Annotated in this window: 16 protein-coding genes and 10 pseudogenes; 15 read left to right on the forward strand and 11 right to left on the reverse strand. The window is 60.5% G+C overall.

Going from position 1 to position 25,020, the window contains the following annotated elements:
• Window positions 1-231 precede the first annotated feature (231 nt).
• A pseudogene (locus V5279_RS08030) lies at window positions 232-1,127 on the forward strand (transposase).
• 2,154 nt (window positions 1,128-3,281) lie between these two features.
• Here the strand turns inward: V5279_RS08030 and V5279_RS08035 are convergent.
• Window positions 3,282-3,595: pseudogene (locus V5279_RS08035) on the reverse strand (integrase core domain-containing protein); the annotation flags it as partial.
• Window positions 3,596-3,663: 68 nt separating this feature from the next.
• Here V5279_RS08035 and V5279_RS47035 point away from each other — a divergent pair.
• A pseudogene (locus V5279_RS47035) lies at window positions 3,664-4,739 on the forward strand (IS110 family transposase).
• Window positions 4,740-5,158: 419 nt separating this feature from the next.
• Here the strand turns inward: V5279_RS47035 and V5279_RS08045 are convergent.
• On the reverse strand, window positions 5,159-6,118 hold the full coding sequence (locus V5279_RS08045) for a hypothetical protein (RefSeq protein ID WP_338696298.1): 960 nt from the start codon (window positions 6,116-6,118) through the stop codon (window positions 5,159-5,161).
• Window positions 6,087-6,803, reverse strand: a complete 717-nt coding sequence (locus V5279_RS08050) for a ParA family protein (RefSeq protein WP_338696300.1) — start codon at window positions 6,801-6,803, stop codon at window positions 6,087-6,089. The genes V5279_RS08045 and V5279_RS08050 overlap by 32 nt, the downstream gene beginning before the upstream one ends.
• A 49-nt stretch (window positions 6,804-6,852) precedes the next feature.
• Between V5279_RS08050 and V5279_RS08055 the strand changes: the two genes are divergently transcribed.
• The 3 genes and pseudogenes from V5279_RS08055 to V5279_RS08065 all read left to right on the forward strand — a co-directional run.
• Window positions 6,853-7,128, forward strand: coding sequence for a hypothetical protein (locus tag V5279_RS08055; protein ID WP_338696302.1), 276 nt, complete (start codon window positions 6,853-6,855; stop codon window positions 7,126-7,128).
• Complete coding sequence (locus tag V5279_RS08060) at window positions 7,094-7,627, forward strand: outer membrane protein (RefSeq protein WP_338696304.1); 534 nt, start codon at window positions 7,094-7,096, stop codon at window positions 7,625-7,627. The genes V5279_RS08055 and V5279_RS08060 overlap by 35 nt, the downstream gene beginning before the upstream one ends.
• A 98-nt stretch (window positions 7,628-7,725) precedes the next feature.
• A pseudogene (locus tag V5279_RS08065) lies at window positions 7,726-8,257 on the forward strand (helix-turn-helix domain-containing protein); the annotation flags it as partial.
• Here the strand turns inward: V5279_RS08065 and V5279_RS08070 are convergent.
• A pseudogene (locus V5279_RS08070) lies at window positions 8,249-8,532 on the reverse strand (transposase); the annotation flags it as partial. The pseudogenes V5279_RS08065 and V5279_RS08070 sit on opposite strands and share 9 nt — an antisense overlap.
• Before the next feature lie 84 nt (window positions 8,533-8,616).
• Complete coding sequence (locus V5279_RS08075; protein ID WP_338696306.1) at window positions 8,617-8,796, reverse strand: hypothetical protein; 180 nt, start codon at window positions 8,794-8,796, stop codon at window positions 8,617-8,619.
• A gap of 907 nt (window positions 8,797-9,703) precedes the next feature.
• Here V5279_RS08075 and solA point away from each other — a divergent pair.
• The 7 genes and pseudogenes from solA to V5279_RS08110 form a co-directional block, all read left to right on the forward strand.
• A complete protein-coding gene (gene solA / locus V5279_RS08080) occupies window positions 9,704-10,852 on the forward strand; it encodes an N-methyl-L-tryptophan oxidase (protein ID WP_166104023.1) in 1,149 nt (382 codons plus the stop codon).
• A 545-nt stretch (window positions 10,853-11,397) separates the two neighbouring features.
• Window positions 11,398-11,943, forward strand: coding sequence for a nucleotidyl transferase AbiEii/AbiGii toxin family protein (locus tag V5279_RS08085; protein ID WP_338696311.1), 546 nt, complete (start codon window positions 11,398-11,400; stop codon window positions 11,941-11,943).
• A gap of 227 nt (window positions 11,944-12,170) precedes the next feature.
• Complete coding sequence (locus V5279_RS08090; protein WP_321576397.1) at window positions 12,171-12,359, forward strand: WGR domain-containing protein; 189 nt, start codon at window positions 12,171-12,173, stop codon at window positions 12,357-12,359.
• A 370-nt stretch (window positions 12,360-12,729) separates the two neighbouring features.
• Window positions 12,730-13,128 (forward strand): hypothetical protein, encoded by a 399-nt coding sequence (locus V5279_RS08095; protein WP_338696315.1) that lies wholly within the window; start codon window positions 12,730-12,732, stop codon window positions 13,126-13,128.
• A gap of 73 nt (window positions 13,129-13,201) precedes the next feature.
• The gene (locus V5279_RS08100) at window positions 13,202-14,365 is read left to right on the forward strand and encodes an SNF2-related protein (protein WP_338696317.1); all 1,164 of its coding nucleotides are present in this window, start codon (window positions 13,202-13,204) and stop codon (window positions 14,363-14,365) included.
• A complete protein-coding gene (locus V5279_RS08105; RefSeq protein WP_338696319.1) occupies window positions 14,362-14,637 on the forward strand; it encodes a hypothetical protein in 276 nt (91 codons plus the stop codon). The genes V5279_RS08100 and V5279_RS08105 overlap by 4 nt, the downstream gene beginning before the upstream one ends.
• Before the next feature lie 31 nt (window positions 14,638-14,668).
• Window positions 14,669-14,971: pseudogene (locus V5279_RS08110) on the forward strand (class I SAM-dependent methyltransferase); the annotation flags it as partial.
• Window positions 14,972-15,297: 326 nt separating this feature from the next.
• Here V5279_RS08110 and V5279_RS47040 read toward each other — a convergent pair.
• From V5279_RS47040 to istA, 4 genes are all read right to left on the reverse strand, one after another.
• Window positions 15,298-15,435, reverse strand: a complete 138-nt coding sequence (locus V5279_RS47040) for a DUF2628 domain-containing protein (protein WP_414645697.1) — start codon at window positions 15,433-15,435, stop codon at window positions 15,298-15,300.
• A gap of 820 nt (window positions 15,436-16,255) precedes the next feature.
• On the reverse strand, window positions 16,256-17,983 hold the full coding sequence (gene nopM, locus V5279_RS08120; RefSeq protein ID WP_338696321.1) for a T3SS effector NEL-type E3 ubiquitin ligase NopM: 1,728 nt from the start codon (window positions 17,981-17,983) through the stop codon (window positions 16,256-16,258).
• 587 nt (window positions 17,984-18,570) lie between these two features.
• Window positions 18,571-19,413, reverse strand: coding sequence for an IS21-like element helper ATPase IstB (gene istB / locus V5279_RS08125; RefSeq protein WP_176535476.1), 843 nt, complete (start codon window positions 19,411-19,413; stop codon window positions 18,571-18,573).
• Window positions 19,410-20,942: an IS21 family transposase gene (gene istA / locus V5279_RS08130; protein ID WP_422389058.1), complete on the reverse strand. Its 1,533-nt coding sequence runs from the start codon at window positions 20,940-20,942 to the stop codon at window positions 19,410-19,412. The genes istB and istA overlap by 4 nt, the downstream gene beginning before the upstream one ends.
• A 305-nt stretch (window positions 20,943-21,247) precedes the next feature.
• On the opposite strand from istA, the gene V5279_RS08135 reads away from it, so the two are divergent.
• From V5279_RS08135 to V5279_RS08145, 3 genes and pseudogenes are all read left to right on the forward strand, one after another.
• Window positions 21,248-21,760, forward strand: a complete 513-nt coding sequence (locus V5279_RS08135) for a Ulp1 family isopeptidase (protein WP_338696323.1) — start codon at window positions 21,248-21,250, stop codon at window positions 21,758-21,760.
• 84 nt (window positions 21,761-21,844) lie between these two features.
• Window positions 21,845-21,985: pseudogene (locus tag V5279_RS08140) on the forward strand (IS5/IS1182 family transposase); the annotation flags it as partial.
• 53 nt (window positions 21,986-22,038) lie between these two features.
• Window positions 22,039-22,610, forward strand: a pseudogene (locus V5279_RS08145) (IS5/IS1182 family transposase); the annotation flags it as partial.
• On the opposite strand, the pseudogene tnpC reads toward V5279_RS08145, so the two are convergent.
• Window positions 22,592-23,393: pseudogene (gene tnpC / locus V5279_RS08150) on the reverse strand (IS66 family transposase); the annotation flags it as partial. The pseudogenes V5279_RS08145 and tnpC overlap by 19 nt on opposite strands.
• Before the next feature lie 809 nt (window positions 23,394-24,202).
• Window positions 24,203-24,656, reverse strand: a pseudogene (locus tag V5279_RS47205) (transposase); the annotation flags it as partial.
• Between the last annotated feature and the right edge of the window lie 364 nt (window positions 24,657-25,020).

Below are 25,020 nucleotides of genomic sequence, written 5' to 3' on the forward strand. Positions count from 1 at the left end.
TCGTCGGATCCACCCAGCGCAGAAGAAGGGCGGCAAGAAGATCAGGTTACACCGGCAGACTTGACCACGCCTCGCGCCGCGGAAGCCTGAACAGGTTCAGGCCACGCCTGCTGATGTCCTCAAGCTGAAATGTGCCCACCAGGATGCGACGCAGCCGGCGGCAGCGAAGGAGGGTGTCATAAGGAATGTGTAAGCAGGTTTCTGTGAGTTTACCCTACCGAGGAGACTCACATGACGACGATAACACCTGAACTGCTTGATCAACTGCTTGCTAACTATGAGAAGCCCGAGGACCTGACCGGAGACAACGGGCTGTTCAAGCAGCTGAAGAAGGCGTTGATCGAGCGCGCGCTCGCCGCCGAGTTGAGCGAACATCTCGGCTATGAGAAGGGCGATCCGGGCGGTCGAGGGACGGGCAACAGCCGCAATGGCACCAGCAGCAAGACGATCCTGACCGAGGACGGCGAGATCGAGATTGCCATACCGCGCGACCGCGCCGGCAGTTTCGAACCGCAGCTCGTCGCCAAGGGCCAGGACGCGGTTCGATGGCTTCGACGACAAGATTCTGGGCCTATATGCCGGCGGCATGACGGTGCGCGAGATCCAGGGCCACCTGGCCGAGCTCTACGGGGCCGAGGTCTCACCCGATCTCATCAGCCGGGTCACCGATGCCGTCCTCGATGAGGTGCGGGAGTGGCAAAATGGCCTTCGTGTCCCGGAAGGACCGCAAGGCGATCCTGCCCGCGATCAAGGCGATCTACCGGGCCGAGCACGCCGATATTGCGCTTGTCCGCCTCGAGGAGTTCGAGGCCGAGTGGGGCAAGCGCTATCCAGCGATCGGAGCGGCCTAGCGGAGCGCCTGGGATTACGTCGTGCCATTCTTCGCCTTCGCACCGGGCACCCGCAAGATGATCTACACCACCAACGCTGTGGAGGCGCTGCATCGCTCGTTGCGCAAAATCATCAAAACGCGCGGCAGCTTTCCAAACGATGACGCGGCGTCGAAGCTGCTCTATCTCGCAATCAAGAATGCCGGCCTGCGCTGGCGACGCCCGGTCGAATGGACCTCCGCGATGGGCCAGTTTGCCATCCGGTTCGGCGAGCGCTTTCCGGGAACGACGCGATGACGAACGGCATCACGGCAACGGCCATGATGGCTCGGCACGCCCCTTCGCCGTCAAGTTCCTCGCCTGCGGCGCGCCGCTCCGCGGCTTCGGGACTTGAACGCTCGGTGCGGCCAAGCAAACTCATCCACCATGCCGCTGATGCCTTGTTCTTGATGCCGGGAGACAAATTCACCCTTCACAGAAACCCCTGACACAAAAGTTCTGACAATCCCAGCGCCAGCGCGGCCCTGGCTCGTCTGCTGCTTTAAAAGTACGGCTTCTTGCTTCTTCTCTTCATACCGCAACTCGTGCGGGCGGTCGTCAGCAGCCGCTCGCACGCTTTTCCGAGGGCGCGACTAGTCAACCGCGCGCGTCCTGTTCTTCCCTCTCTCTTTTCGTCGTGCCCGTTTGGTACGCGAGTTGCTGAAAAACGTGCGGGCTTGGCTTCTCAAACATTCACACTCGCGACCCCATGAGATGGCCAAATCTGCTCAGCCCAGACTTGCGCTTGGGCGGTTTCTCCAAGGCAGCGCCCGCGTCATTTGTAGCCACCGCAGCAACGCGCTTTTATTGATATGGATCGGTGAACTGCGACGTTTGTTTGTAGAAAGCACAACGCCGCCCGCTCAAAATGCATGCGGGCGGCGTTGGCTCTAGCCCCAGGAAGGAAATGCAAAATCCTGGCTTGCATAGAATATGGAGGAGGGCGCACGCCGTCGCTATCCGTAGGACTCCGGTATCCTCCAATGAATAGGGGAACTGTGCGGCGCGGGGTCTCGGATCAAGCAACTAAGTTGCTCAGGCTCCAGCGTGTGCCGGGCGGGGGGCAAATTTCGTCGTGTCTGCAAAGGACAAGAAAAGGTGGGACTTTTCCGATATTGAGCCGCCGATTCCTTCCATCTTACCGCGCTCCTCTACTCGCTTCTCGTTGAGCATAGGACACGGCGAGAAGCGCCTTGAGGCTCAAATCCCAAGCGCGCTTTTGGATCGGCCCGAACTCTGTTGCGACGCGCATATAGTTTCGCGCAGCCTGATCCGTCATCCTAACTCAGACTAAATCCACAGCAAGAAATTGCCATGGGCAAGCACCATCTTCTCGAGCAACTCGCGGCCGACCTGGATTATAGACTCGACCACGAGTTGTGTGCGAACCGGGGTGCCTCTGCTGCCGCGGGAGCAGCCGCTTAGTTCCCGCGAGATTGGATGCTCACTCCGGCAGTGATGCGCCAAAGCAGGCGAGGCCAAGAATTAGCAGTGCGCCAGCGCATGCCTCCAAGATCTTCGATCGATGCCGACGTGCGTACAAGGCTAGGGCGGATCCCGAGATCATACTCAGGAGGCCAAATTCCCCGATCATTCTCGATCCAAATTGCTGAGCTTGAAAGTTGGCTTTGGGCGAAAAGAAGCGCCTGGACGAACCCATCCAGTCGTCGCTTGAACAGAAATATCTCCGGACGTCCTTGGTCGGCGCGCAAGCGGCGAGTTTCCATGTCTGGCCTTAAACCTTATCGTGTATCGGCCGACTTAGGTGTCTGGCTCACGTTGCGATCCTAGGATAGCCGGCGTCATTACCCTGCTGGTTGGGCTGTTGATCTTAGCACGTTGGCCGCTCAACAGCGTCTATATTCTTGGACTGTTTCTCAGCCTCGATCTAATCATGTCAGGTACGAGCTGGATCGGAATTAGCTTCGGCCTGCGCCGCAGTTCGATCATGTCGCAGGCACGATCGCCGGCTTGATTACCACCCATCGGTTTCGAAGGAGAAAAGCACGCAGGACAACCGGAATTTGTCGCCCCACCTGCTGAGATTGCATCTCTTGCCAGCCTTATCGCCTGTAAGCGGGCCTCACAACCTTTAATTGTTGGCCTGCGCAACGGCGCGCGTCGCCTCGGCGCACTACCAGCGCGGCTGCGCAACGCGCCGTCTCCGGGCTGGCGTATCCTTGCAGGCGTTGCCTCGAGGGTCGGCGTCGCGTCTCGCGTCGCAAGCGCACAGGCAGGAAGCTTCAGTGCTTCGCATCACGCAAATTCACTCGCACGTAGGCCTGCTCGTTGCAGATTGATTGCGCGCTTACGCGCGACTGCAACCCTGACACACTGCAAAACTCGAATCGGAATTTAAGTTGTGCATCTATCGAACCACAATGTCGGCTTCTAACCAATCTGGAGGAGCGATCATGGATTCACGAATTGACCTGCCACTGAACTTTCATCCAGCGGCATTAGAGTGTCGGGATCTTGGACGCCAAGTGGCGCGGTTGGAGCAACGAACGATCGGCGAAGCTGGTCGGGGTTGCGTAGCCGATCGTCCGTTGCGGTGAGGTGGGCTGCATAGGCCGGGGGGGGGTAACATATTACAGCGACGAGTGAGGCTGCCGGAGATTGTCATCGTCGACCCAGTTGGCGATCTTGGCGCGGGCGCCGTCAAGATCGAAGAACAGGGTCTCGTTGAGCAGCTCATCGCGCATCCGGCCATTGATGGGGAAGACGGCCCCGCTCCCTCGGCGCCGGCGATATGCTGGCGATGGACGAACCCGCTAACAGCAACAGTTCACCAATGGAAGTCGCGACAATTGGGTTGGACGTTTCGAAGCACGTATTTTTCATCCATGCCGTTGATGGCCAAGGCCAAGTGGCCTGTCGCCAACGCCTCCGGCCAGGCGAGATCGTGTCGTTCTTCTCCTCGCTCGTACCTTGCCTAGTCGGCATTGAGGCCTGCGCGACTGCTCACAACCGGGCGCGGGAGATTCGGCAGTTGGACACGATGTGAGATTGATCCCGCCAGCCTATGTTAAACCCTACCTACGAAGAGGAGCCAAGAATGACGCCGTTGACGCGGCTGCAATCTGCGAAGCGGTCACGCGTCCCAATATGCGGTTCGTTCCAATCAAGAGCGTCGAGAACCAGGGCTTCTTGATGCTTCATCGTGCAAGAGGCTTTGTTGGTCCGCCAACGGGCCACGACAGCCTGCGCCACTCGGGCTCATTTTGCTGAGTTCGGAATCATTGCCGGGCAAGGCCGGCAACGGGCGGACGGTCTGGTGGACTTGTTGGATGACGAGGAACTGATGCTACCGGCCCACGCCCGAATTGCACTAGCCGTCCTTGTGAACCAACTGAAGGAATTGGACCGGCAGGTCGAGGCCATCGAGCGCGAGCTAGCTCAGATCCAGCGAATAAATCCGATGGCGAAGTTGCTGTCCTCGATTCCAGGGATCGGTCACATAACGGCCACGGCTCTCGCCGCGACCGTGCCGGACGCGACAATGTTCCGCTCCGGGCGCGAGTTCGCGGCCTGGCTTGGCCTGACGCCTAAGCAGAATTCCACCGGCGGGAAGGATCGGCTCGGCCGGATTACGAACAGGGCGATTCCTATCTCAGGCACTTGCTTGTCATCGGAGCACGTAACGTCGTTCGGTGCCCAAAGGCACGCTCCCGGGTTGGAGGCTGGATCAAAGTCCTGCTTGAACGGCGTCGGACATGGTCGTCGTCGCCATCGCCGTTACCAACAAGTTTGGCCCGGATCGTCTGGGCGATGACTCTCTCTGGAGGAAATAATCAGTGGCAGGCAGCGAACTTGATTGCACAACATTCGACCGATCTTGATCTGAGACTGACAACATGCATGAATTAGATTCCCGTGTTAATAGAAGCACGTCCGCTGCACAACCTTCGCCAATAGGGACTTTCGATGGAAGCTCGTCCCGTCCAATAATTGAACTCTTCAAAGGCATCGAACAGATGTTGGCGCCTCTATTTCAACGTTCTTACGAATGGGGCCCGAAGGAGTGGAAAGTCCTATGGGATGCAATCTTGGAGCAGTACGAGCACAATCAAGATGCGGTACTGGCTTCGATTTCACAGGCGCAATTGTCACGGCGCCCAGCACGATCAGCCGGCTTCGCTCCGGGCCCTTATCAGCGCAATTATGGGCCATGCAGGAGCGGCCCCAACGTCAGCGTCTTCTTCGTCCAGAGCTCGGACGAAGTTGCCGGGCAGTCCTCTCAGGGGGCCTCAGTTAAATCGGACGCCAAATGCCCACGCTGCTTTGCTTTACATTTCTGGATCTGAAATGCGGGTCAGCATCTTCACGTGCGGTCCCGCCCGCTTGAAGATCGGCTCCCAAAAGGCATAGGCCGTCTCGGCGAAACTCGCGCTTATGCTGAACTTCGTGAGCGCAGCCCGATATGCGGCCTGCCGCCCGCAGCCTTGCCTCTCGACAAGGTGCCAGATGAATTGACCGACCTGGCGCGCATACGTGCTCGGACGAGCTCGGTGGTTGGGTACGATCTCAAGCCGCATGGTCCCGGTGTCGCGCGTCTCCGGTTCGATGAGATTGGCAAGCCAAATGAAGATTGATGGATCAATGCTCGCGGCATAGCCGTCGCGCTTGAGCTGCTGATTGATCATAGAGAACGCGCTAGCGGCTTCTCTGAAGCATTCGCTCAGGATGAAGTTCGCCTGATTCTCCAGCTTGCCGCTCTGAAGATCGTCCAGCAATCTGACCGCCTCGTCAGTGAGCCGCCGCATGTATCGCAGTTGCGGCTGCCCCGCGCCGTCGGCAGGTTCCTTCTGCACGATCAACTCGGCCGCATCCGCGCGGAACTCTGTTGCGGCTTCTTTGAGAGCGGTCAAAAAGTCGCCTTCAAGACCGGAGCCGATGTCTTTCGGTGCCGCTTCCCTCCCCACCCGTGTCTCTACGAGATTGGCAATCTTCACCATCATCTCAGTCGTAGCGTCGGAATCTAGAAGTTCGTCCTTGCGCGGCGCCGCCGCATTCCGAGATTCAAGCACCGCAACGGCACCGGGAGCCGTCGCTTGCCTCGCAAGCATTGTTTGATCATGCGTCTTCTCTCCGGTGTGCTCCGATCGCGGATTGGAAGCGGCAATCCCGCTGGACAACACAAACAGGCCATCGTCAACGGCTCGGCTCGCCGCCGCGGTAAGCTCCACCAGCGAGCGTCGCGCACAGCGCGTATGGCTAGCACGACGCCTTTTTTTCGTGTGGCTCATGATCTAACGACCCCTCGACAAGCGTTTTCAAGACCCAGCGCCAAAGCTCATGAACTTCCTCCGAGGCTCTTCCCTCTTGTGCAAACTCGGTTACGCCTAATCCGGCCCCAAGCGCGTCCTGGTGGACATTGCGCTGTCCGACATAGGGATGCGCAAGCACCCCGAGCGAATTGAGCGACGTTGCAGCTTCACTCAAGCGGCAGCCCCGCGGTGGCGTCTGATTGAGGACGAAAGCGAATCGGCGGTTGAGCCTACGAATAGCAATTAGTGTCGGTATAGCAGCTTCGATGTCGGCCAGACTCGGACGCACTGGGATCAGGCAAAGATCGCCCCTCGCGATGGCGAGCACGGCCAGTGCATTGTTCGTGGCGGCGGTATCGATGACCGTAAGCCAGATTCCCTCAGCTTCAAGGCTGACGAGAGCCACTTCTAGTTCGGCGGGATCGGAGATCCGAACGACCCGCGGATAGGGATGGCCACGCCGCTCTTTCCATTTTGAAATCGTGCCTTGTGGATCCGCCTCGACAATTGCGACGCGCTCCCCGTTCCCCATCGCCGCGACCGCAATGCCAACCGCCAGCGTGCTTTTGCCGCTTCCGCCTTTTTGGGTAACCAGAACAAGGACATGCATATCCTGCGCTTCCCGGATGACAACGATATGAGACGCATGAGTCGTCGGCTGCATGGGCGTCAGTCAACTACCAACCTTGGGAATTGATGGAGAGGACGGGCACATGGCAATCTTCGTCCTATACCCGTCAGGGACGGTCGATACGAAGCTGGGTTTAGAGGGCACGGTAGCCCTGATCGCGCTGGTTGCCCCTTCCTCTGCCGCTGATCTGGCCGCGGGGCCCTACGTCAAAGCGCTCCCAGCGGTCATTCCAATCTATGATTGGAGCGGCTTCTACGTCGGCATAAATGGCGGCGGCGGCTCCGCGCATCAATGCTGGGACGTGGTCAACGCCGGCGGCGCGGTTGTCGCTCCGCCCGTCGGCATGGGGTTGCCATAATGCGACGGGAGGCACGGTCGGCGGTCAAATCGACTATCGCTGGCAAATAGCCAACTCGCTGTTTGGCCTGGAGGCGCAGGGCGACTGGGCCGATTTCAAGGGCTCCAACGCCAACCTCGCTTTTGCAGGCGTCCAGGATGAATCCAAGCTTGATGCATTCGGCCTGTTCACGGGCCAAGTCGGCTATGCCTGGAATAACATGCTGCTCTATGTGAAGGGTGGCGCTGCGGTTGTCCGCGACAAATACCGGGTCTTCGATTTTGCGACTGGGCTGACGATCGACAACGGCAGCGAAACTTGTTGGGGCGGCACGGTAGGGGCGGGCCTTGAATTTGGCTTCGCTCCGAACTGGTCCATCGGCGTTGAGTACGACTACCTGTTCATGGGTCATCGGGACGTGGACTTCTTTTTTCACCGGGACTCGTGGGTGGTCCGGCGGGCGCTTTCGCGGGGACTGCCCGTATCAGTCAGGACGTCGATATCGGTCTGGTCCGCCTGAATTACCGCTGGGGTGGCGCGGTCGCCACGACATATTGATCTTCGCCGGAACGGAAGCGTTCGATCACACGGAGCGCTAGAGACAATCCTTGACGCGCGTTGGTGCTAAGTCAGCAGGAGCGGACGTACTTTGAGAGGCAAGTTCGTCGTCACCACGCTGCCCGCTCGCTATCTGAGCGGTACCGCGCGATCCTGTGGTGTGCGGACGGCTTGCCTTAGCAAGTCCGTGGCTGCCAAACTCGGCCTCCATGAACACACCGTTGCCAAATAGCGCCATCGCGTTTTGAAGGATCGCTGTGATGGTCTGCTTGAAGAGGCGCGCCATGGCTGACCTCGCACCATCAACGCCGATCAGGTTGCCGCGGTGATCGAACGAACGTTGCGGCTGACGCCAGCCGACGCGACGCCCAGTCGATCCGCTCGATGGCGGCGGAAACTGTTTTTTCCACACCACGATCCGCCGCATGTGGGCGGCGTTCGGCTTGCCGCACCGTAGCCAGACATTCAAGCTGTCGAGCGATCCGCTGTTCGTCGTCAAGGTGGGCAATATCATCGGCCTTTACCTATCCCAAACCGAGCCCTTGTCCTCTGCATCGATGAGAAAAGCCACATTCAGGCACTCGATCACGAGCATGGACGGCTTGCGGGCAAGCAAGCGCGCAAGCCAAGGATTTGCGGTCGAGCCTTTACGCATTGCCCAGCGCACGGCTGCGCTCGCACCGATGATTAATAGTCGGCGCAGAGTTCGTTCGCCCATGCGGGATGTCTCGCCGAGCTTCTGCTTTCCGCCCGTGGAGCGCTGCAGCGGGGTGAGCCCCAGCCAGGCCGCAAAGTCGCGTCCTCTCCTATATGCCCGAGTCGTCGGCGCCAGGGCCAACGAGCGACCGTCGCTGTGATGGGCCCGATTCATGCCGCTTGGTCGCGATCCAGGTCAACATGGTTACTTTTGTAGATTGACCTCGATCCTGGCAGCCGTTTGGCGTTGCTCCTTCAGCGAAGCCTCTTGGCCGGCTCGGTCAGCGTCCATGCCAGGCGCCGGACAGCGGCCAGTGGCAACTTGTAGGCGATGGTCTCGAAGCGCCCGAATGTATTGATCTTGATGAACTCGTTTTCCCCTGTCGAATGAACATAGCTATCGCGTTTGCCGCAAGCAGGCTTAATGCCTTCCAAGCTAGAAACCTTCTCGCTGCAGCTCCCCAATACTGTTATGCGTTTGCATTTGCTCGTTCGTCTGTTCGAGGTGGGCGCCGTTCGCTTTGAAATCCGGATCATTTTCCAACCGCTTACCTAACATGTTCGGGCGCCTGCGTCTCAATTGCAAGCGGCTCTCAAGCGGAGAACGAACTGTATACCGAGACAGCCGTGCCATTCCTCCTCCACCGGTTCGATGTCTAAACGGCGATCCGACTCAAAACTTGGCCTGAAGAGGGTCGCGGGTAACGCTGGCAGCCCTTTCTGGCTGCGGTGGTGCTCAAAATGAGGAGATGTTTGGTTCCTCACGAATGTTGTCAGCTTTGACCCAACATCAACAAGCGCCGCGATGTCCAACAGAGAATGTAGTGCTTGCAGAAGGACTTTCAGTTCGGCACGTCGCTTGCTTTGCTCAGAACACCATCACACCGCGACGAGAGGACGATGCGGAGAATGCTGTGCTGCGATAGTGCGCGACTGCCGCCTGCTGCTTCCGGTCTTCGCGCCGTTCTCCGCCGCAGCGCTTCTCACAGCCCCACGCGCTCGCGACCTTTCTGCTGCTCGAGCAGTTATTCGCGGCGTGGTCTTCGCGGAAGCACCGTTGGCGCTCTATGGCACTGCGATGGCGGCGGTGCTCGCCCGCGATTGCGGGAGCGAGGCGGCATTTCGCCGTTCGGCGCAGGCGGGTCGAGCGCCGCTCACTCTCCGACTATGGTAACGACTCTGGTCGATGGCGCGGCGCTCCCTTATCGATGGCTGCGGCACGGCGGATGATTCTTGTGCTCCTGCTGCGGCTGCAGCGTGTTCACAAAGGGCGGAGCCCTCAAAAGTGCGGTGGCGCGGCAGATTAATAGCGCGCGTTGGACAGCGGAAGACGGAGTGAGGAATGCGTGTTTGCGAAGTCGCCGTCGTCGGCCTCGGCCTGATAGGAAGCTCTGCGTTCCATTCGCTGCTGCGTCGTGGGACAGACGTGCTCGGATTCGACCCTCTTGTCTTGGGCGAGGCTCGCGGCTCGTCGCATGGCTCATGCCGAGTGTACCGACGCTTCAATTTCGAGAGCGCGGCCTACACGGAGCTAAGCGATGCTGCCTTCAAGGGATGGCGGATGCTGGAGGCCGCCAGTGGACGGACAATCCTGATGCCGACTCGTGTACTCGAAGCAGGACCTCCCGGATCGAAGATGGTGGCCGACTCCCGCGCTGCCGCGCTGAAGGACGCCGTCCCCGGTCCAGCCACGGGAGCGGAAGCAAACGCCGCATTTCCCGCCTTCCGGCTTCCCGAACACTGGGATGTGGTCGTCCAGGAAAGCGGCGGGATCCTATTGGCCGAAGCTGCGATCCGCGCATTTCGCGAAGGAGCCGAGCACCGCATCATTCTGGCTCCGGCCCGAATACGGCCGGTGGCCGCCGGCATCCGTATTTCAATGCCCCAAGAGGTAATCTTGGCCGAGAGGGCCATCATCGCGGCTGGACCGTGGATTGCCGGGCTAGTCCCGGGACTTGCACGACACTTAAAGATCACCCGACAAACGGTCGGTTGGTTCAAGCCGGCCAAACCGGAATTGGTGCGTTACGGTGAGTTTCCGGCGTTCATTGTCGAAGGGGAGAAAGGAGTGGTATACGGCTTTCCCGATTTTGAGGGACGAGGCGTGAAGGCTGCACAGCATGACCATGGGCCGGTCGTGGGGGCAGACGCCTGGCACCCGCAGCCGACCGACGCAGAACTGGAGACTGTTGGATTGACGCTCGCCGAATTGGTCCCCGGAGCGGCGGGCCCAATCGTCGAGCGCGATATCTGCCTCTACACGAACACGCTCCGAGCAGACCTGCGACCGGACGAGGGCAACGAATTCATCATTGACCGACTTCCGGCCGATCCCCGCATCATCGTCGCCTCGCCTTGCTCCGGTCACGGTGCCAAGTTCGCCAGCGCGATCGGTACGATGCTCGCGGATTTGGCGCTCGATGCGAAGCTGATAGCGCCGAAGGCATTCCAATTAGACCGGTTCAGCGGCGTCGAGCCGCCAAGCTCCTGACATGTCAATGGCGTCCAATTCTGGTATTGCAGACAATGGCGTAATTGCGGTCGTGGGCTCGGGAACCAATGGAGCTCCCGCAAACAACCGAGTCGCCCGCAGCTCTTGCTGGCCGATTCTAGCGGTTGATCTTGAGAGCAGCACGAGATGATGCAGGTTGCTTACAGTCCAGCGCAACTCTTTGCTCGGCGTAAGACGTCCGTTCGCAGGACGTTCGCGGCCTCGAACAGATAGGTCCGAACCTGGTGGTTGCCGCGCTTGGAGATGCCGCCAGCGCGATCGATCCCGCCGATTGATAACGTGCCGGTGTCAGGCCGGGGCGGACCTGTTTCAAGGATTCGAAGTACGAGCGCCAATCCTTCGTTCCGTTGCAAGCCATCTGGAGCCGGGCCGCAGCAATCTTCGCGCCAATGGTCCGAACCGGTCGTCGGTGGCCCTCAGGATCTGGTCCTTGAGCGCGGTTCCGGCGCGCCGACCGTCCGCGATGGCCGGACGCCTTCGGCGCCCCGGTCGGTCAAACCGCGGCTGGCGATCTCGATCTCGCGTTGAAGCGCCTCGATCGTGCGAGTGTGCCTGGCCTCTTCCTCGCGGCGGGCGTTCCGTTCCGACTCGAGAAGGATCTTCAACACCCGTATCTCGCGGCGCTCGACCGGCAGCATCCGCGCGACCTGTTCGATGTCCGCGATCTGCTCGCCAACGAAGGCATCACGGACGATCTCCGCGAGGCATTCATCATCTACCTCATCAGCCATGACAGGCCGATTTCCGAGGTCGTGGTTCCTCGTCGCAAGGATATCGAGCACGAGTTCACGCACGGCTTCGAGGGCATGAGCGCCGATGAAGTAAGTCTGGACGAGTTGCTCGAAGCCCGAGAAACGCTGATCGCCGAGATCGCGGGAAAAATGCCGCAAGCTCATAAGGATTTCCTCATAGGGTTTAACCGCGGCGAGCCGGATTGGAGACTGCTGGGCGTCCCTGGCGCGACGGAGCTGCCGGCGGTGCGCTGGAAGCAGATCAATCTGGACAAGCTTCCTGCCGAGCACTGGGCGAAGCTCGTCGCGCAACTCGAGGAAGTCTTGCGTAATGCCTGAGGTCGGAGGAGGGGGATCTCCGTCGAGCACGCGCGTGGCAACTCGTTCAGACGACATGTCCAGGGAGCACTCCGCCGCCCAGCAGGACTGGAGATTGCGGCTTCAGCTCAGCCGGCGCGAGCCTGACTGCGACGGTCTCATTGCCCGCATGAAATTTCTGAATCGCTGGCCCGGATTGATTCATTTATTTAATTGGACGGTCGATTCGGTAATTGCGATTCTGGCGCATGTCCGAACTCACGGTGCAATATCTCGTGCTCGAGCGTCGCGATCCGGCCCGCAACATGGCGCGGTTCTATGTGCTCACGATCGAACCGACGCTGTTTGGCGATACGGCATTGGTGCGTGAATGGGGTCCTCTCGGTGGGCGCGGGCGACGGCGGCTCGATCTGTTCAAGGGGCGCGTGCAGCTGTAGAGGCCATCGAGTCTTGGCTCAGGCGCAAGACCCGCCGTGGTTATGTCCAGCGAGAATTTCCGCGTTTGGAGCCAGCGTGCGACATACCGCAAGCTGGCTGATTGGCCCGCATGCCTTTGATCGCGCTTCGCGTCCCCGATGAAGTCGCGGTGGAATTCTCAATTCTTGCCGCGACCCAGGGCGGCAAGTGCGCGCTACTGCGGCGATTTTGGAGAGTGTAGCTATCCACCCCGGGGCCGACATCTCGTTCTGTGAAACCGTCTTGTGGGCAATCGACGATCACGCCAAACCACTCCGCGATAGAGTCTCATGGTCCTCCATGAGGAGCGTCCGCCTTTCAGAAGCCACTGCCGTACCCGAAATAACTGCTATGTCCGATCCAGATGAAAACGCGCCGTATATGAACGCGCTCCGCGCCTACGAGACGGAGCGGCAAGAGCAATTCGCGGCTGAAGTTGACGCGATCCAGTTCGACGTTTCGGATTTGCGCTGCGCCATGAGCCAACTTGTGCGAGGACATGGAAAAACTCGTCGCCGAACTTGGCGGGCCTTCCTTTCGGCCGATTTCAACCTCACACCAGAGGTGAGGGAAGTGCACGCCGCCTATATCGGATCGTGGATTAAGATCTCGAAGAATGTTAAAAGGGTCCTCTTCACCACTTGCTCGTACGCCCAAAAGGCAGCCGAATATCTGCGCAGCTTGCAGCCCATCTGCGGCGAGGCGCCTGCGGCTTCACCGCAGGACCGGGGTCTGCAACTGGTCGGCTAAATCCCGCCGCCAGCTTCGATCTGGTGCGCCCACTGGCGATCGGCAGGGTCGTGCGTCCACAAGGACTAAACCTTTGGGTGATCTGGCAAAAGAAGGGCTTGCGGTCCCCAAACCTAGCGCCACTCTATTTTCAAAGGGGGGCGGGTGCCATGGCGGCGGCGCAGGGCTACAGACCAAGATCTTGCGGCGAGCGAAATCGTACCAGCATTATACCGTCTATCGGGCCGCGCTTGAGTGGGGGCTGACCGATCCAATCGTGATCGAAAGCCGCGACGATTTCAAATCCGAGTTCCGTTGGAAGGACCGACTTGAGCCCTTCCACCACCAGGTACAAAACCTCATCACATTTTGCCGACGTTTGCCGGTGACCCTACTCGCAGACGATGTCGGTCTCGGCAAAACGATATCCGCTGGGCTTGTGGCAAGCGAGCTCATGGCCCGAAATCGGGTGGCGAAGATTCTGATCGTTGCGCCCAAACTGCTTGGCCCACAATGGAAGGACGAGCTCGGGACAAAGTTCGATATCCCGGGCGAGGTCGTTACCGGAGGCAAACTTGTTTCAGCTGACCCTGATGAAATGGGCGCTGTCATTACGACCTATCATTCCGCGCGCGTCCATCTCGACAAGATTCCCGATGACCGTTTCGACATGCTTGTGCTCGACGAAGCTCACAAGCTTCGTAACCTCTATGGCGTTGATCCCACGCCGCAGGTCGCGAAGGTATTTCACAGGGCGCTGCAGCGACGCCGCTTCCGCTACGTGCTGATGCTGACCGCGACACCAATCCAAAATCGGCTATGGGATCTTTATTCCTTGGTCGAACTCCTCACGGTTGCGCGCGGACACGAAAATCTATTCGGCAACGAAGGCGTCTTTGCCCGCCGCTTTATCGACGATAAGCGCGAAAATGCGCGCGTCCTCAAGCCAGAGGCGCGAGAGGAGTTTCGTAAGATCGTCTATGGCTATATGTCGCGCGTTAGACGGGGCGACGCCAATCTGGATTTTCCCGAACGGAAGATCCAGTTGCACAAAGTCACCCCATCGGAGGAGGAGCTTGCGCTCATCAATGCCATAGCCAAACCGATCCAGAAGCTCAATCGGCTCGCCCAGATCAGCATTCTGCAAGCGTTGACGAGCAGTCCACACGCGCTCATGGCGCAACTCCAGACGATGGCCCGTAACGAGATGGTGCCACGCGAACTAGCGGAAACCGTCAAGCGATCGTCACGCCCATGAGAACGAGCGCGAAGCTCGAAGGGCTTCGTCAACTCGTTTCGATGCTCAAGCAGCAAACTCCGACCGGCTGGCGAATGGTCGTCTTCACCGGGCGGCGCGAAACGCAGACCACAATTCAGGCATTCCTCGAAGAACTCGGGCTCAAGGTTGGCATTATCAACGGCTCATCGGGCCAGCGGAACCAAGAGACCATCGCGCGGTTTCGTGCCGACCCGCCCGAAATACGCGCCATCGTCTCAACCGAAGACGCCGCGCTTCTGGCCGGCAGATGAAGACGCGGCGCGGGTTCTGTGCGTCATGGCCGCGAAGCGTGGCCTTGTAACGGAACGTCTTACCGGCGCGACATTTATCCAGCGTCGCTTTCGCGATGCTGAAGAGTTTGAAAGTTGTTTGGCCACCTTGGCGGCTCTTGGCGTCGATACTACCGGTCTTGAGTCGGAAGGGCTGTTTCACGCCGATTTGCTCTTGTCCCGCCCTGAGATGGATGCGCGCGCCACCCCTCTCGAAAACATTGTCACCGTCGCCAGCGGCAGGGGTCGGCCTATCGGGCCCCGTTATGTGCATATTGGAGGCAACGCGGGCTTGCAGGTTGCGTTGGAGCCGTGACGGGTTCCTTTTCCGAGGATAGTTGTGGGTATGCCCCAAGGAACTGTACACCGAAGTGGATCATACCCTGACTTCCTGAATGATTACTTTCTATCAGGTCGGTAGTCTTACAGAGAAGCCTTGGTTATGACTACTTCGCCGATTGCGAATCCATGTGTTGCCGTGCCGTATGATCGAGGTCGCCGCTGCGTCAGATTTCTACGATCGAGTGCGGCGTTGCCGTTTCCAACGTATCGTTCGAAGTGCGGCAAGCGAAGAAGGTCGCACTGCGGCCGACGCCAAGGCTAGGGCGAAATCGATAGCAAGGGTCAGCACGAGCCAGCCGATTAGCGCGCCAGCCAGAGCCTGTTCCAGGCCAGCCAGATCACGCCCGCAATCGCGGCCCAGAAATGGAAGCCGTCGCGTACGAAGACGAATTTGTCGGCCGCCGCAAGAGCCGCGCCGTTGGCCGCGGGGGTATGCACTGTATAGACCGGCTTCGAACGCTCCGCCGAGGATGGACTCTTACTTACAGCATGATCTTCCGGAAACCGGCACGACCTTTTCCGGATCATGCACCCGGAGATCAGCCGCCGAGCTGCCCCTTGGTTGAGACGCCAGCATGCATTCGCTGTGGTCTTCCATGCGAGCCTGCAGGAAGACGCCGTCTTGAGGTCTGAGGTCGCATACCCGAGCTGGTCTCGCATCGGACCCGCCTGACGACAGGAGGGGGGCGCTCCGATTCTGTCGGCACCTCTTCACCGGCCTTCGGTTTGAGCCGACGAAATTCATCGACCGACATCATAATCGATCTGGTTTGCCGTGGTTCATGATTGCGACGCGGCCGGATACGGCAGCCCGCTGCATCTCCCCGGATTGCTGCTGCAAATCCTGAGAGGAGAAGGTTCGAATAAGCGCTCAATGATCTTCACGTATTTATGTATTTTTCTCGAGTAGGTGCGCGGCGCCATTCGAGCGCCTTGCGATCCCCATTCAAGATGCGGCAGGAAGATGTACTACCACTCTGCTTTTTGTTGGGCCGCCAAGCCGAAGAATCCGTCATTGGAGGGATCCTTCGTCGGCGAAGTCTTCTGAGCAGTTTCGAACCGGCTGCACGCCGACCATTTCTCGCTGCCGCACACCGGGCGATCTTCACGGCGGTAGATGCGTGCGGCCCTCAACGGGCCGCGCCTCAGCCTCTGGCTCGAGCGCCAATCGTCAGCTCAAGGATGATGTCGATTGCGGGAATCCATCTTGAAGCAGCCCCATAGAGCAATGAAAATATCCCTGCGGGACTCTTGAGTCTCATTGTTCTAGGCCACGCTCTGCGAGCAGCCGGTGCATGACCTCGCCTTTTATCTCGGCTGCGATTTGGTTTCGGACTTGGGCTCCGAGCACCCGCTCGGCATCGACGTCGCCTACCAGACCATGTTCGGCCAGTCGCTGATCCAGACGGCTTTGAAACTCTTCGCCCATGGCTTCGACAAGCCGGTCCTGCATCGCTGCATGTTCGTCCGGTGCGATGCGCCTCAGCACCGTCTCCCAGGGTTGCCAGCGGGTGGCCATATAGTCGGTGAATTGGTTCGCTTCCCGCTCCCGGACCAGGTCCAGCGCCTCCGTCGCATCATCCTCGCTTACGCGAGAGACCGCCAGGAAGCGCATGTCAGGGGCGACGTGACTGAGCTCCAGCGGCTCGCGCAGCCGATGTTGATAGGCCAAGTAGACTTCCACGTCGTCTATGTCTGGGTCGAGGCTGAGGAGCGAGTTGACCCTGTCGCGCGCGATCTCGTCAAGCGCCTCCAAGCGGAACGCAACACGGCCGCGCTGGATCAGTTCGCCAAGACGATCGTCATATACGCCGCCTTCGACATCAGCGTTGAGGCGCGCGGTCTGCATACCGTTCCAGTGCAAGGTAACTCGATCCTCGCAGCTCGCGTTGGCCTCGGAAGCCTGTGCAAAAAACTGCTCGCGCAATCTCGGATTGGCCGCCGCCTGCCGCAGATCATCAGCCACTCTCTGCCGAAACTCGTGATTGCCATAGTTAACGGTCTCTCGTAGCCTCTCTAGGAGCCGTGCGTAGTCCTGCGCGCCGGGCTCATCCGCAAAGTGCTGCCATTCGGCCAGTGCCGAGGGGGCGTCTCCCAGCCAGTGCGCGGCAGCCTCATACAGAGATTGCTGCGCAAGCTGAGGTGGCGCTTCAGCCGCCGCCAGATTAGCGAGGACGTCGTCCGGCAGCGGGTTATCCCCGAACTCGAGGTTCTCCAAATGCGGGTAGCTAAAACTCGATAAAAGACCCTCAGGTAGGCTGGTCAGCCGGTTACCGCTGAGATTGAGCGATTGGAGCGTGCTCGGAAGAGGGGCGGGGAGGTTGGCCAATTGATTGCTGCTGACATCGAGTTCAATGAGCCCCGATGGGAGGGAGTCGGGGAGGTCGGTCAGCTGATTGCCACTAACCGCGAGCGAGGTGAGCCTGCTCGGGAGAGCGTCCGGCAGGCTAGTTAGTCGGTTGTCGCTTGCGTTCAGGATCTCGAGCCGAGCCGGAAGGTTGGCCGGCAGACTGGTCAAGCTGTTATCGGCCACCTCCAGCCGAGAGAGGGTCGCCGGAAGAGCGTCCGGCAAACTGATCAACCGGTTATGGCTAATGAGAAGATGCTGAAGACCGGTTGGGAAGCTAGCGGGCAGGCTGCTTAGCTCGTTGTGCCTGGCGCGCAGTTCAAGCAATCTTGGCGGCAGGGCGGCGGGCAAAGCGGTCAGGGAGAGGGAGGACAAATCCAGCAAGTGCGAGCCCGCGTTGTCCGAAACCCTAATTCGTGTGCGCCCCTGTCGCCGATTCTCGGCTTCGCCCTGCCCCTCTTCGGCAACCCAGTTGTCCAGGATCTGCGCGCGCGCGGAGGCCGGGGTCCGATATCCTGTCATGGCTTCGACCAAATCCGCCACGGCTCGGCTGAAGCCGCTGAGGTAACTTTCCTGCTCCCCCTCTTCAGAAGCGTCCGAGGAAGAACCTGCACTCCGCTGTGCCTGTCCTGTGTTCATCAATTTCTCCATCGTCAGAACAAGAATGCCCCCGCTTCTCAAGGTCGCGAAGCAGGCTGGTTGTCATGATCATTCGAGAGCCAGCGCACGTGCGCTGCGGCTCCCGCCCCGACTCGAGCCGGTACAGGTTCACATGAGCCCAAATGCGGCAAATGGATCGCTACTGCTGCGAGGCTTCCTGCCATTTCGTTGACCAGATTAAGTCCCGGAGGACCGTCAACGTGGCAGCGTTCTGCCCTTAGCAGGCCTACCTGTCGATCAGCTGACGAGTGTCGCTGCAGAACCCCGGGTCGCTCGGTTGCCAGCGGTGACAGAAGTAAGCCCGCCTCTTTATTCCGAGGATGCTCGCCTTATTTCGGGGCTTGAGGAGGTCCTCCGCAATGGAAGCAGCGCCGGCGCCCGCTGCCAGGGCTCGCTCAGACACTACGGCGGTTTCCATTGGTTGATCTGACTGCGCCCACGCCGTCTATAGCGCGACAATCAGGATGAGAGCGGCGCGTCAATCAAGATGAGACGAGGCGGCCGAGTCAGGAGATAATTGACGCTGGCCGCCTACTTGGCAAGCGTTGATTGACGCTGCGCGACAATCAAGCGGCGCTGCCAGCGTCAATCACAGTCTTGTCGAGTTCGTTGGGGGTCGTGTGAACAGGTGGCCGGCCTGGACCGCGCTTGCGATCGAGGGCAACTTTTCGACGGTAACTTTCGACGTTCATCTCGAGGATCGTGGCGTGGTGGACCAAACGATCGATGGCAGCCAACGTCATTGCCTGGTCCGGGAAGATACGCCCCCATTCGCCAAATGGCTGATTGGCCGTGATCAGCAGCGAGCGTCGTTCGTAGCGGGCGGCGATCAACTCGAACAGCACACTGGTTTCCGCCTGATCCTTGCTCACATATGTGATGTCGTCGAGGATCAGGAGGTCATAGCGATCGAGTTTGGCGATCGCGGACTCCAGCGCCAGCTCGCGCCGCGCGACCTGCAGCCGTTGCACCAGATCAGTGGTGCGCGCGAAGAGAACGCGCCAACCGTTCTCGACGAGAGCCAGGCCGATCGCCGTGCCGAGATGGGTCTTGCCGCCGCCCGGTGGACCGAACAAGAGCAAATTGGCGCCGGCCTTCAACCAGGCGTCGCCAGCGGCGAGCGCCATCGCCTGTGCCTTTGATAGCATCGGCACGCTTTCGAAGTCGAAGGTGGCGAGCGTCTTGCCGGCGGGCAAACGCGCTTCCACCATGTGTCGCTCGATCCGACGGCGGGTGCGATCGGCCGCCTCGTGCTCGGCAAGGGCGGCGAGGAAGCGGGCGGCAGGCCACCCTTCCTTGTCCGACTGTGCGGCGAGCTTCGGCCAGATCGCCTTGACGCCCGGCAGGCGGAGCTCATTGAGAAGCAGCTCGACACGGGCAGCATCGACGGAGGTAGCGATACCGGTCATGCTGCCTCTCCCAGGTTCGAGCGGCCCGACATGACGCTGACGGAGGCGAGTTCATCGTAGACGTCGAGCGGCGCCAGCTTGACGGCGACACGCGGGATCGAGGCCGCCTCGGGTCGGAAGCGGTCGCGCAGCGCGGCAAGATCGGGTAACTGTCCGGCGTCCAGATCCATCGCGATCACCTCGGCGAGTTCTGCTTCGCAGGCGCGCTCGTGAGCCAGCGCCAGAAGCTCGACCGTCACCTTGCAGGCGCGCCGGTCATCACCATGCTCCCGCAAGGTCTCGAACAGACGTTTGTAAGCTGCACGCGGGAAGAGTTGGTCGCGATAAACGAGATTGAGGAGCGCCATCGGCTTGCGCCGCAGGGCATGGATGACGTGCCGGTAATCCACAACATGACCGCCCTGGCTCTCGGACACAGGCCGACCGCGCCGCAGCGTCACGACCGGCGTGACGCCAAGGAAGCATTCGAGCCGGTCGTCGAAGATGCGCACACGCAGGCGATGGCCGATCAATCTTGAAGGCACGGTGTAGAATACGCGCCGCAGGATGAAGCCGCCTGACGACGTCACCGGGATCACTTTCTCCTCGAAGTCGGTCGTGCGGCCTTTTGGCAGCGGCGCCAAGGCCTCCTTCTCGAGCGCGATCGGCTTGGCGAGGTTGGCGTTGCGCCGGCCGACAATCTCGTCGACAAAAGCCCGGTACGCATCGAGACTGGCGAACTCGCGCGTCCCCCGCAGCAACAGCGCATCTTCCAGTGCCCGCTTGAGATGGCCGTGCGCGCTCTCGATCGAGCCGTTCTCATGTGCGATGCCCGCATTGTTGCGCGTTGGCGCCATGCCATAGTGGCCCATCAGCCCGGCGTAGCGCTGCGTCAGATCCCCCCGTGCGTCGGCGGCCAGATTGCGGAATGCTGCCGACAGGCTGTCGCTGCGATGCTCCCGCGGCACGCCGCCAAGCGCCCACAGCGCGTTCTGCAAGCCCTCCGCCAGGGCGACGAAGCTTTCGCCGCCGAGCACGACATGGACATGCTCGAAGCCGGAGAACGCCAACCGGAAGTGATAGAGCCGGTGATCGAGCGGCTCACCCGCGATGGTAATACCGAGCGCGCTCACGTCGGTGAAGTCGGACAGACCCAGGCGGCCGGGCTCGTGCTGCTGGCGGAAGATCACGTCCTGTTCGGGGCCGTTGAGCGCCCGCCAGGCGTTGATGCGCCGCTCCAGCGTGCGGCGGATGTTCGGGTTCAAGTCATGATGCCGTCGGCGCAGCTCGTCCAGCACGCCGATCACGCGGATGCCGGGCGCAGCCTTCAGGATCGGAACGATCTCGGCGTCCCAATACTGCCCGAGCGGATCGGACCGGCGCCGGCCCCTCGGCGTCTTCTTCTGCGATGGCGGGCGACAATCGCCCTCGATTCGATACGCGCTTGCCTTCGAGAACCCCGCCTTGGCCGCGGCGGCCTCGGGGGACAGTGTCAGTCGGTACGTCATGTACAGCCTCATCTGGTGGTCGGTGATGTGGAGGCCAGGCAAGGCATCGATTCCCTCTTGTCGAGACGAACCAACAGCTTGCACCAGCCGCACCCGGCCGCCAGACGGGTCCAAAAACGCGCGACGCCGATGGGGACGGTCCTCCGGTCGGGCTGCGCCCTCCCTTCGGTCCGTCCCCATCGGCGCAGTCTCACCTTGATTGTCGCTGGAGTCTCACCCTGATCGCCGCCGCGCAGCCGTCTGAATCACGCGACGATGCTAATTCTGTACGGCCGTTTCCGAGCACCTCCGCTGATGCTCAGATCGGGGCTTTAGGTCCGACAGCCTCGTCCCACGGCCGCGGGCTGGTGCTCGAGGACACGGAATGGCTGGGCGACGAGCATATCGACAGGGATTACCGGCTCCAGGAGCAGGATTTGCAGAGGTACCATCCAAATCTCGCCGCCCGGACGCGGTTCGTGAATCCCCTCATCGTTCTAAATTATCTGCGCTCTGACGACGATGGCGTCGTGCGAACCGAATTCCAGCGCATCGTCGATGATGATAATGGTAATGATGCAGCCGACTTCCTGTTCCTGCCCGTGATTAATGCCGATCCTGAAGATCCTAATAGCCTCGGCAACCACTGGTCGCTGCTGTTCGTTGATCGCAGCGACCGGGGCCGGCCGGTCGCCTATCACTACGATTCCTACGGCGGACTCAACAACAAGGATGCAGAACATCTCGCAAGTCGGCTGGACCTCCGCCTGGAGCCGGCATGGCCCGGCAGCGGAACGGCTATGATTGCGGCGTCTTCGTGGTGGACGGCACGCGGGCGCTGGTTAGGCAATTGGAGCAAGGACGGGAGCCACACCTGCTGAACCTCAGCAACCTCGTTGCCAATCGGCAGGCACTGCAGAACCGACTCAGGGGCTGATGTCGCCGTGGGCGGATAGCTCGTCGACGATGCCGCCAACGTCATCCTCTCCGCCGTCGGTTACAATTTCCGCCGCATCCTCGCCTGGCTAAGGGCTCTTTGGTACCTCTTCCTGGCTGCCTTCTTCTCAGTCACCAGCCACCGCACACCACTCAAATCGGCTTCTTAACCGACGCGCCGCGACGACGACGATACTGAAGATCTACTCCCTCTCAACTTCCGCAGCGCCGAAAACCCGGCCTGCGCAGCCGCCTGGGCCGGATCATCCGCGACATCCGCCGCAAGATCGAAGGCCAGGATGCGCTCGAAGAGGCGTTCGCACTCCCGTTGAGCCGGGCCACGCAGATCCGCTCGCAGCAGCAGCGCCAGCGCGGCTGGAAGCTGGATTCCTTCCATGCCCCCGAGGTGGAGTGCATCGGCAAGGGTAAGGCCAGCGGCCTTACGAGTTCGGCGTGAAGGCTTCCATAGTCACCAACAACCGGCCTGCTCCCGGCGGCCAGTTCGTGCTGCACGCCAAGCGCTGCCCGATAACCCTTACGACGGTCACACCCTGCGGGACGTCATCGACCGAACCGAGACACTCACCGGCTGCGCGATCGAGCGCGCCTTTGTCGACAAGGGATACCGCGGCCGTGACGCACAGAACCCGCGCCGCGTCTTCATCTCCGGCCAGAAGCGCGGCGTCTTCGGCACTATCAAGCGCCAGCTGCGGCGCCGTTCCGCTATCGAGCCCCGTGATCGGCCATTTGAAGGCTGAAGGACACCTCGGCCGCTGCTACCTCAAAGGCCGCGCCCGCTGGGGCAATTCGGTGAGGACATGTCGCAACCATGCGAAGGGCTCAACGCTACAGGCGCGACAGGTCAGCACCAGGCTATAGACAACGGCACTGGCGCTGGCTCCATCAACGGTATCGCTGAAGAGCCAATTTTTCCTGCCACAGGCGAAGATTCTGATGTCGCGCTCAAGAAGGTTGTTGTGGATCGGCATCTCGCCGTCCTCGGTGTAGCGCGTCAGATATTCCCACTGATTGAGCGTATAGGAGACAGCATCGCCGAGCTTGGTGTCGGGCACGACCTTTGGGGCGATTGCTTCGAGCCATGCCTTGAGAGCGTTCAGGACAGGAATGCTGTGTTGCTGGCGGAAGCGGCGCCTGTAATTGGCCCGCGTTTCGCCGTCATCCGGTTTTTCTTCGCGCACCTGTCTTTCAATCCGGTAGAGTTGGTCGAAGAACTTGAGGGCTTGCGCCGGCGGCCCGCCGGGTTTCTTCCTCGCTTTGAGGGCGTCGACAAAGCGCCGCCTGGCGTGGGCCACGCATCCGATATGCGTGGCGCCTTTCAACGTGCGCCAGGCCGAGTAACCGTGACTCATCAAGATGCCGCGGTAGTCGCCAAGGAAGGTCTGCGGGTGTTCCTGCCCACGACCAGGCTGATAATCGAACAGCACAATCGGCATAGGCCCACATGTACGAGGTGCTGGAGGCTTCCTTGTCCTTTTCGTTCAATACCTGAACCGTTGTTTCGTCGCCGTGGATGAGGGCCTGGCACCTGAGCCGCAGTTTCAGTACATCGTAGATGCGCACATTGATCAGCATCAGGTTCATCGCCCCGCGACCGAGCCAATCCTCCTGCGCCGCCGTTTCCCAGCTCGGGATCGTGACCTCGCCGCCATCCACGCCCCGGACCCGCGGGCGCTCGACCTCGATCTTGCCGCCGTGGAAGCCGATCCGTCCCCGCGTTCGGCCCAAGGTGCGTCCGCCGCGCCGCCTCGCGATCGTGGCGCGGCCCGCCACAACATCCGCCTCCATCATCGTGCCGAGCGCCTCGATCCCTGCCGCAAGGCAGAACCGATCGAAGCTCGCCCGCACTTCTGCAAACGCTTCGTCCACCGCCCCGGTCGCCGGCCAACCAGCCGGTGTGATATCTCTTGTCATGGCGTTGCTCTCCTTTGTGGAATCAGCACCCCGAGCCTACCGGCTCAAGGTGGGCAACGCCGACCTCTTCAGAAATTCAACAGAACCCGGGACATCCCCAGTTCTTGTTCTAAATGGGCGATCTTCTCATCCAGGGACTGCAACTGGTCGACAGCAATCGTAGGATCGATTGGGCCATCGCGGGGGTATCTGCTATCCTATTCAGGAGTTTGGCCGGATTGATCCATCATTCCGATCGCGGCGCCCAGGGCGAACTCCGTCGGAACACCTGTTCTCACTCATGACAGCAACTTGTCCAGCACCTCTGCCGGTTGGCAACATGATAAGGGTCCCAGAGCGGTCGGATCGAAACCGGATCAAATAGTCCTATCCACGTGGTCCACTTCAGATTTCCACCAGATCGGTCGTGTGTGTTGCAGGCGCGCGGATTCTTGAGCGTCTAAAAAGGTGCTTGATCACAGTCTGCAACCAAATTCCAATTTGCAACCGCTTGGGTCACCAGACTGCCTATTTTGTCTTGCCCAGCTGAGGCGCCCGCGCGCCGGTTTTTGCCCGACGCGGCTGCCATTGCGACACGAATCGTAGCTTTGATCGGCCTGGGCGGCAATCAACATCTCGCGGTCGCGCAGCGCCTTGATGTTGTAGGCATAGGCTGGTCCACGGCGGTTACCTTTCTGTTGGGGATGTCCGGCTTGAAGTTGCATCGCGCGGGTCTTGTTGGCGACCAGCGCCGGGTGCGGATGCGCACGAAAAAAGCATGCAGTGGACCGGGCGCCTTGGCCGCTTCCCAGGCCGCCTCGACCAGCATGGCGCGCGCGTGACTGCGCCCGATCTCGCTGATGCGACGTGATGGGCGGCTCCCAGTCCCGACTGCCGCACCCGCGGGTTCAGCCCGAAATAGCTCGCTAGGGGGCGCCGGCCGTCCGGATCGCGGTCGGCACCAGGCGCATACTCCTCCATCCTTCAAGTCAGAGGGACAAGCAGGACTCGATCGCGCCGGGGCGGGATGACAACCGAAGGACGGCTCACGCCATTTAAGGGGCAATCCGTTCTGCGGGTGAGCCTTGGTGTATGTCGTCCGGCAACGTCGTCGCCAAGAATAGGCGTCTCTCCCGCAGGGCCCTGGGGGCTTGGGGCAGCTCAAAAATACCGCAACCCCGTAGGATCCCGCATTGCCAAGCCGCCAATAGAGCAGCATGTTTCCTCTGGAATTGGAGGGAGAACCGTAGTGATCTTCGCAAGCGGACGTCGGAGCGGTCGGCCGATCATTCAG

The sequence above is a fragment of the Bradyrhizobium sp. 26S5 genome (assembly GCF_036923295.1).
Classification (GTDB): Bacteria; Pseudomonadota; Alphaproteobacteria; order Rhizobiales; family Xanthobacteraceae; genus Bradyrhizobium; species Bradyrhizobium septentrionale.

What these genes read in the sequence shown, in the direction of transcription:
- V5279_RS08045 (WP_338696298.1), bottom strand. Translation starts at nt 6,118, where the DNA reads ATGAGCCACACGAAAAAAAGGCGTCGTGCTAGCCATACGCGCTGTGCG.
- V5279_RS08050 (WP_338696300.1), bottom strand. Translation starts at nt 6,803, where the DNA reads ATGCAGCCGACGACTCATGCGTCTCATATCGTTGTCATCCGGGAAGCG.
- V5279_RS08055 (WP_338696302.1), top strand. Translation starts at nt 6,853, where the DNA reads ATGGCAATCTTCGTCCTATACCCGTCAGGGACGGTCGATACGAAGCTG.
- solA (WP_166104023.1), top strand. Translation starts at nt 9,704, where the DNA reads ATGCGTGTTTGCGAAGTCGCCGTCGTCGGCCTCGGCCTGATAGGAAGC.
- V5279_RS08090 (WP_321576397.1), top strand. Translation starts at nt 12,171, where the DNA reads ATGTCCGAACTCACGGTGCAATATCTCGTGCTCGAGCGTCGCGATCCG.
- V5279_RS08095 (WP_338696315.1), top strand. Translation starts at nt 12,730, where the DNA reads ATGTCCGATCCAGATGAAAACGCGCCGTATATGAACGCGCTCCGCGCC.
- V5279_RS08105 (WP_338696319.1), top strand. Translation starts at nt 14,362, where the DNA reads ATGAGAACGAGCGCGAAGCTCGAAGGGCTTCGTCAACTCGTTTCGATG.
- nopM (WP_338696321.1), bottom strand. Translation starts at nt 17,983, where the DNA reads ATGAACACAGGACAGGCACAGCGGAGTGCAGGTTCTTCCTCGGACGCT.
- istB (WP_176535476.1), bottom strand. Translation starts at nt 19,413, where the DNA reads ATGACCGGTATCGCTACCTCCGTCGATGCTGCCCGTGTCGAGCTGCTT.